The 17276-nt window shown below is 72.3% G+C and carries 17 protein-coding genes; 10 read left to right on the top strand and 7 right to left on the bottom strand.

What is annotated here, in order from left to right:
* Positions 1–11: 11 nt before the first annotated feature.
* A complete protein-coding gene (locus tag FS825_RS00330; RefSeq protein WP_186376989.1) occupies positions 12–923 on the bottom strand; it encodes a LysR family transcriptional regulator in 912 nt (303 codons plus the stop codon).
* 48 nt (positions 924–971) lie between these two features.
* Here FS825_RS00330 and FS825_RS00335 point away from each other — a divergent pair, with 48 nt between their 5' ends.
* Together FS825_RS00335 and FS825_RS00340 are read left to right on the top strand one after the other, a co-directional pair.
* Complete coding sequence (locus FS825_RS00335) at positions 972–2231, top strand: MFS transporter (protein ID WP_260980941.1); 1260 nt, start codon at positions 972–974, stop codon at positions 2229–2231.
* Between the two features lie 160 nt (positions 2232–2391).
* Positions 2392–3003: a hypothetical protein gene (locus tag FS825_RS00340; protein WP_144709795.1), complete on the top strand. Its 612-nt coding sequence runs from the start codon at positions 2392–2394 to the stop codon at positions 3001–3003.
* 82 nt (positions 3004–3085) lie between these two features.
* Here FS825_RS00340 and FS825_RS00345 read toward each other — a convergent pair whose 3' ends face one another.
* Positions 3086–4006, bottom strand: a complete 921-nt coding sequence (locus FS825_RS00345) for a cation diffusion facilitator family transporter (RefSeq protein ID WP_144709797.1) — start codon at positions 4004–4006, stop codon at positions 3086–3088.
* 48 nt (positions 4007–4054) lie between these two features.
* On the opposite strand from FS825_RS00345, the gene FS825_RS00350 reads away from it, so the two are divergent.
* Together FS825_RS00350 and FS825_RS00355 are read left to right on the top strand one after the other, a co-directional pair.
* Positions 4055–4729 carry a DUF4166 domain-containing protein gene (locus tag FS825_RS00350; RefSeq protein WP_144709799.1) on the top strand — a complete coding sequence of 225 codons (675 nt, stop codon included), beginning with the start codon at positions 4055–4057 and terminating at the stop codon, positions 4727–4729.
* Entirely contained in the window at positions 4726–5709 is a 984-nt protein-coding gene (locus FS825_RS00355) for an epimerase (RefSeq protein WP_144709801.1), read from the top strand. The genes FS825_RS00350 and FS825_RS00355 overlap by 4 nt, the downstream gene beginning before the upstream one ends.
* On the opposite strand, the gene FS825_RS00360 is transcribed toward FS825_RS00355, so the two are convergent.
* Positions 5678–6607, bottom strand: coding sequence for an EamA family transporter (locus FS825_RS00360; RefSeq protein ID WP_144709803.1), 930 nt, complete (start codon positions 6605–6607; stop codon positions 5678–5680). The two genes, FS825_RS00355 and FS825_RS00360, sit on opposite strands and share 32 nt — an antisense overlap.
* Positions 6608–6678: 71 nt before the next feature.
* Between FS825_RS00360 and FS825_RS00365 the strand changes: the two genes are divergently transcribed.
* On the top strand, positions 6679–7593 hold the full coding sequence (locus tag FS825_RS00365) for a LysR family transcriptional regulator (RefSeq protein WP_144709805.1): 915 nt from the start codon (positions 6679–6681) through the stop codon (positions 7591–7593).
* Between the two features lie 96 nt (positions 7594–7689).
* On the opposite strand, the gene purB is transcribed toward FS825_RS00365, so the two are convergent.
* From purB to FS825_RS00380, 3 genes are all read right to left on the bottom strand, one after another.
* Positions 7690–9075, bottom strand: a complete 1386-nt coding sequence (gene purB, locus FS825_RS00370; RefSeq protein ID WP_144709808.1) for an adenylosuccinate lyase — start codon at positions 9073–9075, stop codon at positions 7690–7692.
* Positions 9072–9584, bottom strand: a complete 513-nt coding sequence (locus tag FS825_RS00375) for a low molecular weight protein-tyrosine-phosphatase (protein WP_144709810.1) — start codon at positions 9582–9584, stop codon at positions 9072–9074. Before FS825_RS00375 ends, purB begins: the two co-directional genes overlap by 4 nt.
* Positions 9585–9645: 61 nt before the next feature.
* On the bottom strand, positions 9646–10044 hold the full coding sequence (locus tag FS825_RS00380) for a phage holin family protein (protein WP_144709812.1): 399 nt from the start codon (positions 10042–10044) through the stop codon (positions 9646–9648).
* A 72-nt stretch (positions 10045–10116) separates the two neighbouring features.
* Between FS825_RS00380 and FS825_RS00385 the strand changes: the two genes are divergently transcribed.
* From FS825_RS00385 to FS825_RS00405, 5 genes are all read left to right on the top strand, one after another.
* Positions 10117–11196, top strand: coding sequence for a histidinol-phosphate transaminase (locus FS825_RS00385; RefSeq protein ID WP_144709813.1), 1080 nt, complete (start codon positions 10117–10119; stop codon positions 11194–11196).
* A gap of 23 nt (positions 11197–11219) precedes the next feature.
* Positions 11220–12356: a thiamine pyrophosphate-dependent enzyme gene (locus FS825_RS00390; RefSeq protein WP_144709815.1), complete on the top strand. Its 1137-nt coding sequence runs from the start codon at positions 11220–11222 to the stop codon at positions 12354–12356.
* An 86-nt stretch (positions 12357–12442) separates the two neighbouring features.
* Positions 12443–13402, top strand: a complete 960-nt coding sequence (locus FS825_RS00395; RefSeq protein ID WP_144711161.1) for an alpha-ketoacid dehydrogenase subunit beta — start codon at positions 12443–12445, stop codon at positions 13400–13402.
* 40 nt (positions 13403–13442) lie between these two features.
* Positions 13443–15023: a dihydrolipoamide acetyltransferase family protein gene (locus FS825_RS00400; RefSeq protein ID WP_144709817.1), complete on the top strand. Its 1581-nt coding sequence runs from the start codon at positions 13443–13445 to the stop codon at positions 15021–15023.
* Positions 15024–15120: 97 nt separating this feature from the next.
* Positions 15121–15696 carry a GNAT family N-acetyltransferase gene (locus FS825_RS00405; protein ID WP_144709819.1) on the top strand — a complete coding sequence of 192 codons (576 nt, stop codon included), beginning with the start codon at positions 15121–15123 and terminating at the stop codon, positions 15694–15696.
* A gap of 143 nt (positions 15697–15839) precedes the next feature.
* Here the strand turns inward: FS825_RS00405 and FS825_RS00410 are convergent, their stop codons facing one another.
* Entirely contained in the window at positions 15840–17147 is a 1308-nt protein-coding gene (locus tag FS825_RS00410; RefSeq protein ID WP_144709821.1) for an alpha/beta hydrolase, read from the bottom strand.
* Positions 17148–17276: the final 129 nt, after the last annotated feature.

The raw sequence follows: 17276 nt of genomic DNA on the forward strand, positions 1-17276 counted from the left end.
AGTGGCGGACCTCAGACGACGCGGGCCGCGACGATGTCGCGGGCCAGCGTCCGCACTGCGCGGGTGGGCTCCGGGGACGTCCGGGTGGCGAGCCCGATCCGGAGCGGCTCCACGTCGTCCGTGAGCTCCAGCACCGCGCCGTCGTGGCGCACCCCGGAGTCCGGGACGACGCCGACTCCGAGGCCGGCCGAGGCGAACCGGACGACCGCGGGCATGTCGTTCATCTCCGCGACGATCCGCCGGCGGATCCCGAGCCGTTCGAGTGCCGTGTCGAGGATCACCCGGTTGCCGAAACCGTAGGCGGTGTCGATGAACGGTTCGTCGGCGAGCTCGGCGAGCGAGACTGAAGCGCGGTCCGCGAACCGGTGGTCCGGGGCGGTGAACACCCGGAAGGGCATCTCGCGCAACGGTTCCACGTGGACGCCGCTCGGGACGCCCGGCAGCCCGCTGTATGCGATGTCGAGCCGGCCGGCGACGAGGTCCTGCACGAGGCCCGTGGTCCCGGACGGCGAGGTCATGAGCTCGACGGTGACGAGCGGGTGCCGCTGCCGGAACCGCCGCAAGACGCCGATGAGGTCGACGATGTCCATGCTCGTGAAGATGCCGAGACGGACCCGTCCGCGGAGGTCCGCGTCCGAGGCCGTCGCGAGGTCGCGCATCCGGTCGAGCGACTCGAGCACGGCGCGGGCGTGGGGGAGCAGGTCCGCGCCCGCGGTGGTGAGCACGAGGTGCCGCCCGGTGCGGTCGAACAGTCGGACGCCGAGGCTGCGTTCCAGCGAGGCGATCCCCGCGGAGACGGTCGACTGCGCCGCCCAGAGCCGCTCGGCGGCACGGGTGACACTGCCCTCGGCAGCGACGGTCACGAACTGTTCGAGCAGACGCGTCTCCATCTCCCGAGTATCGACCAGATCGATGCTCGTCATCAAGAAGGTCCGTTGGACTCGATGGCCGGCGGACGGCACCATCGGAGCATGGCAACCATCACCGACACGTCCACCGCTCCCGCACCGGCCGTCGTCCCCGCTCCCCGTGGGCGTCGCGCGCACACCCGTCGCCGCCACGGTCTCGGCTTCTGGGCCGTGGCCTTCGCGTTCCTCTCGGTGATGGCCTTCGCCACCGTCCCCGCCCCGCTCTACGTCATCTACCAGGCCCGCGACGGGTTCCCGACGTTCACCACGACCGTGGTGTTCGCGGCGTACGGCGTCGGTGTCGTGGGAGCGCTGTTCCTCGCCGGACACCTCAGTGACGTGCACGGCCGCCGGCCGCTCATCCTCGTGTCCATCGCCCTCGAACTCGTCGCGGCGGTGCTGTTCCTGCTCTGGAACGACGTCAGCGGCCTCATCGTGGCACGGCTCGTGACCGGCCTCGGGGTCGGCCTGTTGACCGCGACCGCGACCGCGCACCTCGGCGAGCTCCGGGTCCGTGCGACCGGGTCCTCGTCGTCCGCGTCGGGCGCCGGTGTCGTCGCGGGAGCGGTGAACCTCGGTGGCCTGTCGCTCGGTGCGCTCGTCGGCGGAGCCCTCGCGGAGTTCGTCGGGCAGCCGCTCATGGTGCCGTACGTCGTGTTCGTCATCGCGCTCGCCGTCGCGTTCGTGGTGGTGCTCGCAGCGCCGGAGACCGTCGACCGTCCGACGTCACCCGTGCCGTACAGTCCCCAGCGGCTGCAGGCTCCCGAGGGCAAGGCGGGTGCGTTCTGGGCCGCCGGCACCGCCGCGTTCGCCGCACTCGCGGTGCAGGGGCTCTTCACCTCGGTCGCGCCGACGTTCCTCGGGACGACGTTCCACGTGACCGACCGGCTCGCGGCGGGTGCGACCACGTTCGGAGTCTTCGCTGCCAGTGCCGTCTCGCAGATCGTGTTCGCGAAGCTCGCGCAGCGGACCCAGATCCGGCTCGGGATGGTCCTGCTCGTCGGCGGGCTCGTGATCCTCGCCGTGGCCGCGGTGCTGTTGCAGGTCGCCGGGTTCATCGGTGGCGGGGTCATCGCCGGTGCCGGTGTCGGGCTGCTGTTCCGGGCGTCGATCGGCAGTGCCGGGGCGCTCGTCGAGCCCTCCCGCCGAGGTGGCGTCCTCGCGGCGACCTTCCTCATCGCCTACGCCGGGCTGACTGTGCCGGTGGTCGCGGTCGGCGCGGCGCTGCTCGTGCTGCCGACGCTGCCGGTGCTGCTCGGGTACGTCGTGTTCGTGGCGGTCCTCGCCGTGGTCGCCGGTTCGCGCTTGGCCGCGCGCGCGTAGGGCGCGCCGCGCCGCCGCGCCGCCCCCTGCCCCCGGAACCAGGTTCCGGACACAGCACCACGCGTCTTCGCGGTGTTGTGCCCGGAACCTGGTTCCGTTGGGGGGGCGGGAGCCGGCGAAGCCGCCTGGAGGCGCGGCTCCCCTCCGGCATACTGGGCGCGTGTCCCAGAAGCGCAGCCGTTCCGTCATCACGGGCGTCGCCGCCGTGCTGGCCGCGGGCCTCATCGCAGGGGGCGTCGCCCTGACCGCACAGCGCGGCTCGGACGACCCCGTGCTCGGCGGGTCCAGCGTGGAGGTGGTCCCGAGTGCGACCGCCGGCGACGGCACGGCCACCGACGGGACGGTCACGATCACCCGCACGGGGCCGGACATCCCCGGCGACGCCGTCCTCGACCGGTGCAGCACGGACTCCCGAGGGACCGTCGCCCGCTACGACACCGCTTCACTCGGGGAGGTCGTGCTGCAGTGCGGGACCTCCGGGCAGGGCTACGAGCACATCAGGATCCGCCACACCCAGGACTGGCAGGACGTGGTGTCGGGCCACGGCTCCCGGGACTGGGACGACGCCATGCTCACCGCGGTGCAGACCGCGCTCGAGTCCCCGGCGGCGGGGTACCCGCAGGACGCCGGCGACGGCAAGGTCTGCTACGCGGCGCCCGTGCGGTTCGACGACGGCTCCCGGCCTGCCGCGGAGCCGTTCGTCCGCGTCATCGTGTCGGCCACCACGGACCGCGTGATCACGGCGTTCCCGACGTCCGACGGCGGCTGCTGACCGGGGCGACATCGCGGTCGTCGTACGACATCGGCGATGTCGTTTCACAGTGACGCAGCGCGCGCACTCCGCGCCCTGCGCCCTACGCGTGCACCTCGTGCTCGTGCCGCCGGTGCGACGCCGGCTCCAACTGGAACGTCGAGTGCTCCACGGGCACGTCGAAGTGCTCCGCCACGCACTGCTGCAGCTCGTCGAGGATCCGCGGGGCGTGCGCCGTCGAGAAGCACTCGTCATCCACCACCACGTGCGCGGTCAGGTTCGGGACCCCGGTCGCCACGAGCGTCGCATGCAGGTCGTGCACCGCGATGACGTGGTCGAGCTCGAGGATGTGCCCGCGCACGTCGTCGAGGTCGAGCCCCGGCGGCGTCGACTCGAGCAGGACGTTCGCGGTCTCGCGGAGCAGCCGGACCGCCCGCGGCAGGATGAGCAGCCCGATGAGGATCGCCGCCACCGAGTCCGCCCGCTCCCACCCGGTGGCCATGAGCACGACTGCCGCACCGATCACCGCGACCGAGCCGAGCGTGTCGTTGAGGACCTCGAGCCGCGCGGCGCGGGAGGTGAACCCCTCGCCCGACGCCCGCACCAGCACGGCGTAGGCGACGAGGTTGCCGACGAGCCCGATCACACCGAACACGAGCAGCGGCCCGGAGTGGATCTCCGCCGGGACCACCATCCGCTGGACCGCCGAGATGATCACGTAGACCCCGACCGCGAGCAGGATCGCCGCCTGCGCGGTGGCACCGAGGACCTCCGCCCGCTGGAACCCCCACGTCCGCTGCGCGGTCGGGCTCCGGCGCGCCAGGCGTGTCGCGACGAGCCCGATGCCGAGCCCGCCCGTGTCGACCACCATGTGCCCGGCGTCGACGAGCAGCGCGAGGGATCCGGTGACGACGGCGCCGACCACCTCGGTCAGGAGGATCCCCGCCGAGATGCAGAACGCGACGAGCAGCGCACGCTCGGACGCGTGTCCGTGCGCGTGCCCTGCACCGTGGTCGTGTCCCATGAGCGACATCGTAGGGACCGGCACCGACGACATGCCAGGATCGGGGACGTGACCAGGTCGCCGTACGAGCTGAGCACCCCACCGGAGGTCCTCGCGCGGTTGCACCCGAGACTGCAGGCGTACTTCGGCCCGATCCCGGCCGGTCACGTCGGCCGGGGTGAGGGCACGTTCGACGTCGTCGGCACGCCCCGACGCTGGCTCTGGCCGCTGCTCGCCTGGTTCGCCCGCGACGCCGTCATGTTCCCGGTATGGGAACGGGACGTCCCCTTCACCGTCGAGAACCGCCCGGCTCGCGTCCAGCGCGGGGCCCGGAGCGGCCAGGAGGCTCGGGTCGCCGTCCGCGCGCACCGCACCTTCCGCTTCCGCTCCGGATCCCGCACGATGGTGGACGCCATCACCGCCGAACCGGCCGGCCTCGTCGACCACCTCGGTCGCCGTGGGCGCGTCAGCGCCCTGCTCCGGACGGAGGTCGACGGGACCGGTCCCGACGCGGGCGCCCTGCGCCTGGTCTCCACGCGTGTGACGTTCCGTGCGCTGGGACGCGAGGTGCGCCTCCCGGCCGCTCTGAGCCCGCGTGTGACGCTCGTGGAACGATTCGATGACGATGCCGACCTGCAGCGCGTGTCCCTGGTGCTCAGCGCCCCGGTCATCGGCACGCTGTACCGGTACGAGGGGGCGTTCCGGTACGAGATCGCGCCGGACCGAGACAGGGGGACACGATGAACGACGCAGCGACCACGGGCAGGGTGGTGATCGCGGGGGCGAGCGGCTTCGTCGGGCGGTACCTGCAGGACGCCTTCCGCGACGAGGGCTACCAGGTCGTCACGATCGGCCGCACCGGCGACGCGGTCTGGGGCAACACCCTGCGCATCCGCGAACTCGTCGACGGTGCCGCGCTCGTCGTGAACATGGCGGGCAAGAGCGTGAACTGCCGGTACGGGCGGCGCAACCGTGCGGAGATCATCCGCTCCCGGGTCGACACCACGCTCGAGCTGGCCGAGGCGATCCGCACGAGCGAGCAGCCGCCGCCGCTGTGGGTGAACGCCTCGACCGCGACGATCTACCGGCACGCCGACGATCGTCCCCAGGACGAGGCGACTGGGGAGCTCGGCGAGGGCTTCTCCGTCTCGGTCGCGAAGGCGTGGGAGGACGCCCTGTTCGCCGCCGACCTGCCCGGTACCCGACGGGTCGCGCTCCGCATGGCGATCGTCCTCGGTGACGGCAGCGCCCTGGTGCCGCTGCTCCGGCTCGCGCAGGCGGGACTCGGCGGCCCGCAGTACGACGGGCCGTGGTTCCCGACCCGCTCCCGGCTCCGGGCCGGCACGTACCACCACGACCGGCACACCCACGGGCGGCAGAAGTTCAGCTGGGTCCACATCGCCGACGTGCTCGGCGCGATCCGCTTCGTCCGCGACCACGAGCACATCGACGGACCGGTGAACGTCTCGAGCCCGAACCCCTCGGACAACCGCACCGTGATGGCGACGATCCGGGACGCCGTCGGGCGACGGTTCGGTCTCCCCACGTGGCGGTGGATGCTCGAGATCGGGTCGTTCGCGATCCGGACCGAGACCGAACTCGTGCTGAAGAGCCGGTGGGTGGTGCCCACCCGGCTGGTCGAGGCCGGGTTCGAGTTCCGCTACCCGCACCTGCGCGGGGCGCTCGCCGGGATCATCGCGGAACGTCGGCAGCACCGGGGCTGACCGCCGCCGGCCGGACCCCCGGCACGAGCGGCACCCGAGCCGGGCGGGACGACCAGAGCACCGCCGCGACCACGACCAGGCCCGCGACGACCTCCACCACGTCCGGCACCTCGCCGAACGCCGCCCACGACGCGAGCACCCCGACCACGGGCACGAGCATCGAGAACGGGGCGACGGTGCTCGACGGGTAGGTCGCCATGAGCCGTGACCAGATGCCGTACCCGACGAGCGTCGCGACCAGCACGATGTAGAGCAGCCCGAGGTCGGCCGGGAGTGCCTCCGCGGTGAAGGCCGTCCCGAGCGCGTTCCCGATGCGTGACGGCCCCTCGACGACGAACGACAGCACGGCCATCGGGATCGGCGGCACGATCGACCACCAGAGCGTGAGGTGCAGCGGGTTCGACGCGCCCGCCCGCCGCGTGGCGACGTTGCCGATCGCCCACCCGAGCGCACCACACAACGCCAGCACCACGGGCAGCAGCGCCGCCGCCTGCGCCCGGTGCACGGCGATGGCGGCCAGGGCGAGGACGGCGACCGTGACGCCGATCACCTGCCGTCCGGTCAGTCGTTCGCGGAGGAACACCCCGGCGAGCACGACCGTGAACGGTGCGGACGCCTGCAGCACGAGCGAGGCGAGCCCGGAGGGCAGCCCGGCGGCCATCCCGAGGTACAGGAACGCGAACTGCAGGACCCCGAGCCCCAGGCCGACGAGCAGCAGTCGTCCGAACGGGATCCGCGGCCGCGGCACGAGCAGCACCGTCGGTACCGCCAGCAGGGTGAACCGGATCGCAGCCAGCAGGAACGGCGGGAAGTGCTCGAGCGCCAGCGCCGTCGCGGGGAAGTTGAGGCCCCAGACGACGGCGACGACCACGGCGAGGAGACGATCACGGGCGTGCACGGCTCCAGCGTGCCGCCCCTGACGATGTAGCACCAGCGACACTTGCGGAAGGGACGTTGTAGCCTCCCTGCATGGTCGACTTCGACGTCCAGCTCCTCGCCGTCCTCCGCGAGCTCGCCGAGCGGGGCAGCGTCACCGCCGTCGCGTCCGCCACCCACCGCACACCGAGCGCGGTGTCCCAGCAGCTGCAGACGCTCCAACGGCAGGTCGGCGTGCCGCTCATCGAGCGGATCGGGCGCGGCGTCCGGCTCACCGAGGACGGCCGCGTGCTCGCGAGCCTGGCCACGGGCGTCGCGACCGCGATCGCGCAGGTGGACGCCGCGTGGCGGGAACACCTCGGCGGGGAAGCGGGCCGGGTGGACCTGGCGATCTTCCCGTCGGCGGCGGAGCTGCTCCTGCCCGGACTCCTCAGCCGGATGCGCGAGCACCCCGGCATCGAGCTGGTGCTGGTCGACGTGGACGTCAGCGAGGACGAGTTCGGCCCGCTCGCCGCCGACCACGACGTCGTCATCGGGCACCGGCCGGACGGAGCGCCACCGGCCGGACGGGAGGCCCTGGAGACGGTCCCGCTGCTCCGTGAACCGCTCGACGTCGCCCTGCCGCCCGGACACCGGTTCGCGGACCGCGCCAGGGTCGCGATCGGCGAGGTCGTCGGCGAGGCGTGGATCGGCGTCCCGCAGGGCTACCCGATCGACCGGGTCCTCACCGCGATGGCGGCGGCGACCGACACCCCACCGAGCGTCGGGTTCCGGACGATCCACCTGCCCGTCATCGAGAACCTCGTGGCTGCCGGGCACGGGATCGCGCTCGTGCCCCGGTACACGTCGGGCACGAGGGCACCCGGACGGTTCCGGCTCGCCGAGCTCGCCGACGTCCGCGCGGGCAGGCGGATCGAGGCGCTCGTCCGACCCGACCGCGCGGTCCGTCCCGCGGTGCGCACGGTCCTGGAGGCGCTGGTCGCCGAGGCGCGCGACGTCACCGCCTGAGGTGGTGCGATGGGCGGCGGGGCCGCACCGCGCCTCCAGGCCGACGCGTCAGCGCACGACGGCGCCGACGCGTCGGCGCACGACGGGACCGACGCGTCAGACGTCGAGGTGGTCGACCAGCTCGTCCGCGAGCCCCGTGTACGTCGCCGGCGTCAGGTTCGTCAGCCGCGCCTTGGCGCCCGACGAGATGTCGAGGCCGTTCACGAACGCGACGAGGTCCGCCTGCCCGATGCGCTTGCCGCGGGTGAGCTCCTTGAGCATCGCGTACGGGTCCTCGATGTTCGACTGCCCGGCGGTGACCTCGGCCCGGATCACCGTCTGGATCGCCTCGGCGAGGACCTCCCAGTTGTGGTCGAGGTCCTCGGCGAGCCGTGCCTCGTTCACCGAGATCTCGCCGAGCCCGCGACGCAGGTTGTCGAGCGCGAGCAGCGAGTGCCCGAACGCGACGCCGATGTTCCGCTGCGTGGTGGAGTCGGTGAGGTCGCGCTGCAGGCGGGAGGTCACGAGGGTCTCGGACAGCGTGGAGAACAGCGCCGTCGAGATCTCGAGGTTCGCCTCGGCGTTCTCGAACCGGATCGGGTTGATCTTGTGCGGCATCGTCGACGACCCCGTGGCGCCCGCCACCGGGATCTGCGTGAAGTACCCCATCGAGATGTAGGTCCACACGTCGGTCGCGAGGTTGTGCAGGATCCGGTTCGCGTGGCGGACCCGGTCGTACAGCTCGGCCTGCCAGTCGTGCGACTCGATCTGCGTGGTGAGCGGGTTCCAGGTGAGTCCGAGCCCCTCGACGAACTCCTTCGACAGTGCCGGCCAGTCGGCCTCGGGGTCGGCCGCGAGGTGCGCCGAGAACGTGCCGGTCGCGCCGGAGAACTTGCCGAGGTACTCGCCGCCCTCGATCTGGGCGAGCACGCGCTCGAGGCGGTAGACGACGACCGCGAGCTCCTTGCCGAGCGTCGTCGGCGTCGCCGGCTGCCCGTGGGTGTGCGAGAGCATCGGGACGCTCTTGAGCTCCTCGGCCATCGCGCGGAGTGCGGCGAGGACGGCCCGGTAGGCCGGCAGCCAGACCTGCTCCACGGTGTCGCGGACGGTGAGCGCGTAGGACAGGTTGTTGACGTCCTCGCTCGTCGCGGCGAAGTGCGTCAGCTCGGCGATCGCGTCGAGGCCCAGGTCGGCCAGACGACGACGGACGAAGTACTCGACCGCCTTCACGTCGTGGCGGGTCGTCGCCTCGATCTCGGCGAGTTCGGCGATCTGGTCCTGGCCGAAGGTCTCCACGACCCGTCGGAGTGCGGCCTTGTCGTCGACGCTGAGCGGCGACGTGGTGAACATCGCGTGGTCGGTCAGGAAGATGAGCCACTCGACCTCGACCACGATGCGCGCGCGGTTGAGGCCGGCCTCGGAGAGGTGCTCGCCCACCGTGTGCACGATCGGGTAGTAGCGCCCGTCGAGCGGGCTGATCGGCTGCGGGGGAAGGGGGGTCATGGGGCTCCCTGACGGACTGCCGGCTCGAGTTGGCGGAAGAGCGCCCGGCAGGCCCGTTCGACGGTCGAGAGCACTCGGTCGAACTCGTGCCGGTCCGCGTAGTACGGATCCGGTACGTCGGTCTGCTGGGGCCAGGCGTCGTCGTACCGCAACAGGAGCGTCACCTTGGCGGCGTCGTCCATCGTCGGGGCCCACGACCGCAGGATGCGTTCGTGGGAGCGGTCGAGTGCGACCACCAGGTCGAGGTCCGGGAACCGGTCCGGGTCGAACTGACGGGCGCGATGCCTGCTCCCATCGTATCCGCGCGCGGCGAGGGCTGCGATCGTGCGCTCGTCGGCGGGCTCGCCGACGTGCCAGTCACCGGTGCCGGCGGAGTCCACCTGGAAGCGGTCGGCGATGCCGGCGTCCGCCGCGAGCTGCGCGAACACGATGCCCGCCATCGGGGAACGACAGATGTTGCCGCTGCAGACGAACGAGACGCGGAAGAGGGCTCCGGCGTCCGTGGTCATGGGGACATCATGACGCAGGGGAGTCCGGTCCGCGACGCCGGTGCGGCGTCGTGGGCTCGCCTCACGCGCGCGGGCGGTTGAGCACCGGCCGGACGAACAGGCCGATCAGCCACGAGAACACCGCGAGCACGAAGGCCCCGACGATGCCCCAGCCGAACGAGTCGACGTCGAGCCCGAACCCGATCGCGTCCGAGATCCCGGCGACGATGAGGAGCAGCACCGCGTTGACGATGAGCGAGATGAGGCCGAGCGTGAGGATGTAGAGCGGGAACGCCACGATCCGGATGAGCGTGCCGATCACGGCGTTCACGAGACCGAACACGAACGCCACGAGCAGGAAGGTCAGCACCGTCGCGGTGGTGCCGCCGTCGCCGAACGGCGTGACGGAGACGCCGCTCACGATGAGCGTGGTGAGCCAGAGCGCGACGGCGTTGACGACGAGGCGGACGAGGAATCGCATGCGTCCATGATGCCCTCGGTTCCCCGCGCTCGTGCCGGTGGGGTCCGCGCCCCGCCCGGGTAGCCTGGTCACGTGAGTGACGAGCGCGTGCACATCCGGCCCGAGATCGCGGTCCTGCCCCCGTACAAGCAGGGACGACAGGCCGCAGCCGACGCCTTCAAGCTGTCCAGCAACGAGAACCCGTTCCCGCCGCTGCCCGGCGTCGTCGAGGCGGTGCAGGCGCAGACCGCGTTCAACCGCTACCCCGACGCCACCGCCCTCGCCGTCCGGGCCGTCCTGGCGAACCGCTACGGCACCACCGTCGACGAGGTCCACGTCGCCCCCGGCAGCGTCGCGATCCTGCACGAGCTCGCGAAGGCCACCTCCGGACCCGGCGACGAGATCGTCTACGCGTGGCGGTCCTTCGAGGCGTACCCGGGCGTCGTCACGGTCGCCGGCGCCACGAGCGTGCAGGTGCCGAACCGTGCCGACGGCGGGCACGACCTGGACGCCATGGCCGCCGCGGTCACCGAACGCACCCGCATCGTGATCGTCTGCACCCCGAACAACCCGACCGGTCCGATCGTCACGGGCACCGAGTTCGAGGCGTTCATGGCCAGGGTGCCCGCCACCGTGCTCGTCGTCCTCGACGAGGCCTACGCCGAGTTCGTCACCGACCCGGACGCGGTCCGCGGCCCCGCGCTCCTCGAGCGGTACCCCAACCTCGTCGTGCTCCGGACCTTCTCGAAGGCCTACGGGCTCGCCGGGCTCCGGGTGGGGTACGCCCTCGGCCCGGCGTACGTGCTCGACGCCGTCCGCGCGTGCGCCATCCCGCTGTCCGTCACGGCGCAGGGGCAGGCCGCCGCACTCGCCAGCCTCGAGCGCGAGACCGAGCTGCTCGAGCGGGTCGCCGAACTCGCCGCCTCCCGCGACCACATCGTCGCAGCGCTGCGGCAACAGGGCTGGGCGGTCCCCGACGCGCAGGGCAACTTCGTGTGGTTGCCGACGGGCGAGTCCACGGCGGTCGCGGCCGAAGCGTTCGAGCGCGCCGGGATCATCGTCCGGGCCTTCGCACCCGAGGGGATCCGTGTCTCGATCGGCGAGCACGAGGCTGTGGGAACGCTCCTCGAAACCGCACGCTCGCTTGTGGGGGACCTCCAGGCAGCCCGGTAGTCGCTGCCGCTACGCTGGCCCGCATGTCATTCCGCGCCGCGGCCCCCGCGACGACCACCGTCCGGCTCCTCGACCCTCAGGGTCGCTTCGTGGAGACCGACGAGAACGCCGAGTTCGCCGCCGCCGCGCGGGCGATCCCGGACGAGACCCTGCTGGCGATGCACCGCCGCATGGTGCTCACCCGTCGGTTCGACCACGCCGGCCACAACCTGCAGCGCACCGGCCAGCTCGGGCTCTGGGTGCCGAGCCACGGGCAGGAAGCCGCCCAGACCGGGTCGGTGTTCGCCCTGCGCGCCCAGGACCACGTGTTCCCGTCGTACCGCGAGCACGCCGTCACGATGCACCGCGGCGTCGAGCCGATGGAGATCATCGCGATGTACCGCGGGCAGACGCACGGCGGCTGGGACCCGGACGAGCGCGGCAACACCCACATCTCCACGCTGGTGATCGGGTCGCAGACGCTGCACGCCACCGGGTACGCCCTCGGCCAGAAGCTCGACGGCGACGTCGGTACGGGCGACCCCGACCGGGACGCATGCTCGATCGTGTACTTCGGCGACGGCGCGACCAGCCAGGGCGACGTCAACGAGGCGTTCGTGTTCTCCGCCTCGACGAAGGCACCGGTCGTGTTCTTCCTGCAGAACAACCACTGGGCGATCTCGGTGCCGGTGTCCGTGCAGTCGCCGACGCCGCTCGTCGACCGGCCGCGCGGCTTCGGGATCCCGAGCGTGCTCATCGACGGCAACGACATCCTCGCCTCCTACACGGCATCGGTCGTCGCGACCGACCACGCGCGCAGCGGGCAGGGCCCGGCCTTCATCGAGGCGGACACCTACCGCATCGGTGCGCACACCAGCTCGGACGACCCGAGCCGCTACCGGGGTGACGACGAGCTGTCCGCGTGGGTCGAGCGCGACCCGATCACCCGGTCGGCCGCGTACCTCCGCTCGAAGGGCGTCACCGACGAGCAGTTCGCCGCGTTCGACGAGGAGGGCGAGGACATCGCCGCCGACGTCCGTCGTCGCACGGTGGCCCTGACGCCGCCGTCGGTCGACGTCATGTTCGACAACGTGTACCGCGAGCCGCACCCGCTCGTCGCCGAGCAGAAGGCCTGGCTCGAACGGTACGAAGCGGCTCACGAAGGGGACGCCCACGCATGAGCACCACCGAGCAGCTCTTCGACTACACGCTCCGCTCCCACCCGGGTGCCGGTGAGGTCCCGAGCGACCCCACGCCGACCCTCACGATGGCCAAGGCGCTCAACGCCGGACTCGCCGCCGCGCTGCAGTCCGACGACAAGGTCCTGCTGATGGGCGAGGACATCGGCGCCCTCGGCGGCGTCTTCCGCATCACCGAGGGCCTGCAGGAGAAGTTCGGCCCCGAGCGCGTCCGGGACACCCCGCTCGCCGAGGCCGGGATCATCGGCACCGCGATCGGCCTGGCGCTCCGTGGCTACCGTCCGGTCGTCGAGATCCAGTTCGACGGCTTCGTGTGGCCGGGCTTCGACCAGATCACCTCGCAGCTCGCGAAGATGGCGAACCGGCTGCCCGCGCACATGTCGCTGCCCGTCGTCATCCGGATCCCCTACGGCGGCCACATCGGCGCCGTGGAGCACCACCAGGAGTCCCCGGAGGCGTACTTCGCGCACACCCCGGGCCTCCGCGTGGTGAGCCCGAGCACCCCGAACGACGCGTACTGGATGATCCAGGAGGCCATCGCCTCGAAGGACCCGGTCGTCTTCCTCGAACCGAAGTCCCGCTACTGGCCGAAGGGTCAGGTCGACCTGGTCGACGGGCACGTCCCGATGCACACGACCCGCGTCGCCCGCACCGGGACCGAGGTCACCCTCGTCGGCCACGGCGCGATGGTGGCGACCCTCATGCAGGCGGCCGAGATCGCCGAGTCCGAAGGCACCAGCTGCGAGGTCATCGACCTCCGCTCGATCTCGCCGATCGACTGGGAGCCGCTGCTCGCCTCGGTCCGGAAGACGGGCCGCCTCGTCATCGCGCAGGAGGCGTCCGGCTTCGTGAGCGTCGGCAGCGAGATCGCCGCGACGGTCGCCGAGAAGGCGTTCTACACGATGCAGGCGCCGCCGCTCCGGGTCTCCGGCTTCGACGTGCCGTTCCCGGTGTCGAAGCTCGAACACCTGCACCTGCCGGACGCCGACCGCGTCCTCGAGGCCGTCGACCGCGCCCTCGCCTACTGACCCACTGTCCGAGCCCGACCAGAACGCCGAAGGAGCCGTAGTGGCCGCCGCCGAATTCCCCCTGCCCGACGTGGGCGAAGGCCTCACCGAGGCCGAGATCGTGCAGTGGCGCGTCGCGATCGGTGACGAGATCGCCGTCGACCAGGTGCTCGTCGAGATCGAGACGGCGAAGTCCCTCGTCGAGCTGCCCTCGCCGTTCGCGGGGACGGTGACCGGGCTCCTCGTCTCCGAGGGCGACACCGTCGAGGTCGGCAAGCCGATCATCCGCGTCGAGTCCGACGCGACGGTCGCGTCGGGTGCGCCGCTCGGTGGTCTGTCGGGAGGTGCGGCTCCCGTCGCCGACAGCGTCCCGACCAGTCCCGTGGTCGCCCCCACCCCGCCGGCACCGCCCGCACCCGCCGCTCCGGTCGCGCAGACGCCGGCAGTGCACGCGCAGGTCGCGGCGCCCGCTCCAGCTCCCGCCGCGGCTCCCGCGCCTGCTCGGGCTGCGCCGGCGCAGCCGGTCGCCATCGACGCCACGGTCGTCGGCACCGACGAGTCCTCCGGCGCCGTCCTCGTCGGCTACGGCTCCGCGACCTCGTCCCCGTCCCGTCGGAAGCCGGGTGCGCGCCGGGCCGCGGCCCTCGCGGCCGAGGTGAGCCGCGCCTCCAGTGCGGACGCAGCCGCCGCGGCGGAAGCCGCCACCGACCCCGGCGAGGAGACCACCGCCGAAGCGATCACCGCCCAGACCGCAGGCTCCGCCCGCAAGCAGAGCGCCGCGACCAACGTCCTCGCGAAGCCGCCGATCCGCAAGCTCGCGAAGGACCTCGGCGTCGAGTTGACCGAGGTCGTCGCCACCGGGCTCGCTGGCGAGGTCACCCGCGACGACGTCATCCGGCACGCCAAGCAGGCCAGCGTCTTCCGCAACATCGAGACCCCGGAGTGGGGCGACGTCCGCAGCGAGACGATCCCGGTCAAGGGCGTCCGCAAGGCGATCGCGACCGCGATGACCACGTCCGCGTTCACCGCGCCGCACGTCTCGCTGTTCGTCGACGTCGACGCGACCCGCACGATGGAGTTCGTCAAGCGGCTGAAGTCGTCCCCGACGTTCGCCGGCGTGAAGGTCTCCCCGCTCCTCATCGTCGCGAAGGCCGTGATCTGGGCCGTCCGCCGGAACCGCTCGGTGAACTCGACCTGGACCGACCGCGAGATCATCGTCCACCACTTCGTGAACCTCGGCATCGCGGCGGCCACCCCGCGCGGCCTCATCGTGCCGAACATCAAGGACGCGCAGGACATGTCGCTGCTCGAGCTGGCGCAGGCCCTCGAGGAACTGACCCTGACGGCCCGGGACGGCAAGACCACGCCGAAGCAGATGGCGAACGGCACCGTGTCGATCACGAACATCGGGGTGTTCGGCATGGACACCGGCACGCCGATCCTCAACCCGGGCGAGGTCGCGATCGTGGCCATGGGCACGATCAAGCCGAAGCCGTGGGTCGTGGACGGCGAGGTCCGTTCGCGCATGGTGACCACGATCGGCGCGTCGTTCGACCACCGGGTCGTCGACGGGGACGTGGCGTCCCGGTTCGTGCACGACGTCGCGTCCGTGCTCGAGGAGCCGGCGCTGCTGCTCGACTAGGTGTCGCGGGTCAGCCCTCGATCATGCCCCGTGCGGACTTCCGCAATCGTGGCGCGCTGTTCACCCGGATGTCGGTGGGCGGGGCGATGATCGAGCCATGGTCCACCAGCTCCTGATGCCCTCGCAGGAGATCCGAACGGATCGCCTCCTGCTCACACCGCTGACCCCCGCCGACATCGACGACGTCCACGGTGTGTACTCCGACGCCCGCACGTGGACCCACCTCCCCGCCGGGCGGCACGCGGTGCGGGCCTCGACCGTGGACCTCGTCCAGCGGAAGATCGGCGGTCGCGCTCGCCACGGCCTCGGCTCCTGGGCGGTCCGCGATGCGACGGACCACGCGTTCCTCGGGGTGGGCGGTGTCGACATGACCGCCGCGGGGGTGTGGAACCTCGGCTACCGGCTCGCGCCGTCCGCCTGGGGCAAGGGGTACGCGACGGAGATCGCGCGAGCAGCTGTCGGAGCCGCGCACGACGTCGGACCCGGAGCACCGATCACCGGGCGGGTGCTCACGAGCAACCCCGCGTCGGCTGCGGCGCTCGCGCGCGCGGGGCTCTCGCTCGTGTGGCAGGGGTCGACCTCCGCCGCACTGCCGGACGGCGTCGAGCGGCAGGTCTGGGCCGACCGCGCGCTGTCACGGGCGCAGCGGGCCTGGCTCGTCGCCAACGCCTGACCCGCGCCCGGCCGCCGGAGCGGATGCGCCCCCGGCGATCGAGCACAAGGCGAGCACCACGGCGGCGAGCGGAGCCATCGCTGCGGGTCCGAGCGTCAGCACGACCACCCCCACGAGCGCCACCACCGCCAGCACGACGTGCCTCACCGCAGTGCCCCGAAGAGCGCATCGGCCTCGCGCGGCAACTCCGTGCGCAGCGACCACTGCACGGTGTTCCAGTCGTGCCCGCTCCCGGGCGCGAACGCGACGTCGCAGTGCGCCCCGGCCTTCCGCGCAGCGGCACCGAGCGCCCGGGCGTTGCGACTGAACGCGTGGTCGGAGGACCCCGCCGTGAGCCAGAGGTCGTGCCCGTCGAGCGCGTGGGTCCCTCGTGCATGCATCTGCGCGATCGGTGCAGCTGCCTTCCACGCCGTGACCGACCCGCCGAACGCCTGGTCGGCACTGTGCTGCGGGTTCTGGTCGGTCGGCTGCATCTCGCTCGAGATCGCGAGCGCCGCGCCGAACCGGTCCGGGGCCGCGGTGATGAACTGCATGGCGCAGGTCGCCCCCTGCGAGAACCCGACCAGCCCCCACGCCCGCCGGTCCGTGGTGACGGGCAGGTGGTCGGTGAGCCAGCGGGGGACGTCCTCGGTGACGTAGGTGGCCGACCGCCCGAGCCGCGAGTCGACGCACATCGTGTTCAGCCCCGGGGCGGAGAGCTGGTCGACGGACACGACGATCGGTGCCCGGCCGTGGTGCGCTGCGGCGGAGGCGTCGAGCACGGTGCTCATCTGCCCGGCGGTGAACATGTCGCTCGGGGCCCCGGGCTGGCCGGAGAACGCGAGCACGACGGGCAGCGGTGCGGGATCTCGGACGAGTGCGGCGGGCGGCAGGTACACGACGGCGGGCCGTGCGGGGAAGCCCGAGCGGGCGCCGGGGATGTCGACGGTGCGGACCTCGCCGACGGCAGGCAGGGCGGCCGCCGGTGCGGCGTGCAGGTCGAGGGACGGGTAGGGGTTGCTCTGCACGACGGTCCCGAGCGTCGGGTACTTGGCGAACTCGACGTTCACCCCGAGCGCGGGGACGATCAGCGCGGCCGGCAGGAGCACGACGGCGAGCACCCGGCGCCAGCGGCCGCCCTGCACGATGCCGGTGACCGCCAGGGCGAGTCCCGCCGCCGCGATCGCGGTCCACATCCGAGTGACCGGGCTGAGGGAGACCCCGAACACGTCGAGCACGTCGCTCACGATCCAACAGACGACGAGCGTGACGACGGCGGCAGCTGCGGCGATCGCGGCCCGGACGCCGACGCCCCGCCACGACGGCCGACGACCGCCGGCGGATCGTGCGGGCGACGACCGGACGACCGGCAGCAGCACGACGACCGCGAGCACCGCGAACGCGACGTCGATCGGGACGAGCTTCGACGGTGCCTGCAACTGGGTCGCGAGCAGCCACTCCGTCGGACTCACGACCGCGCCACCGCGACGGAGAGCGGGAAGCGACGGAGTCGTGCGATCAGCGGAGCGGGTGCCACGCTCTCATCACAGCGGACCGCCAGCGCGGCGTCATCGACCCGTGGCGTGAACCGCGGTGGCCGA

Source organism: Curtobacterium pusillum, assembly GCF_007680845.1.
Classification (GTDB): Bacteria; Actinomycetota; Actinomycetes; order Actinomycetales; family Microbacteriaceae; genus Curtobacterium; species Curtobacterium pusillum_B.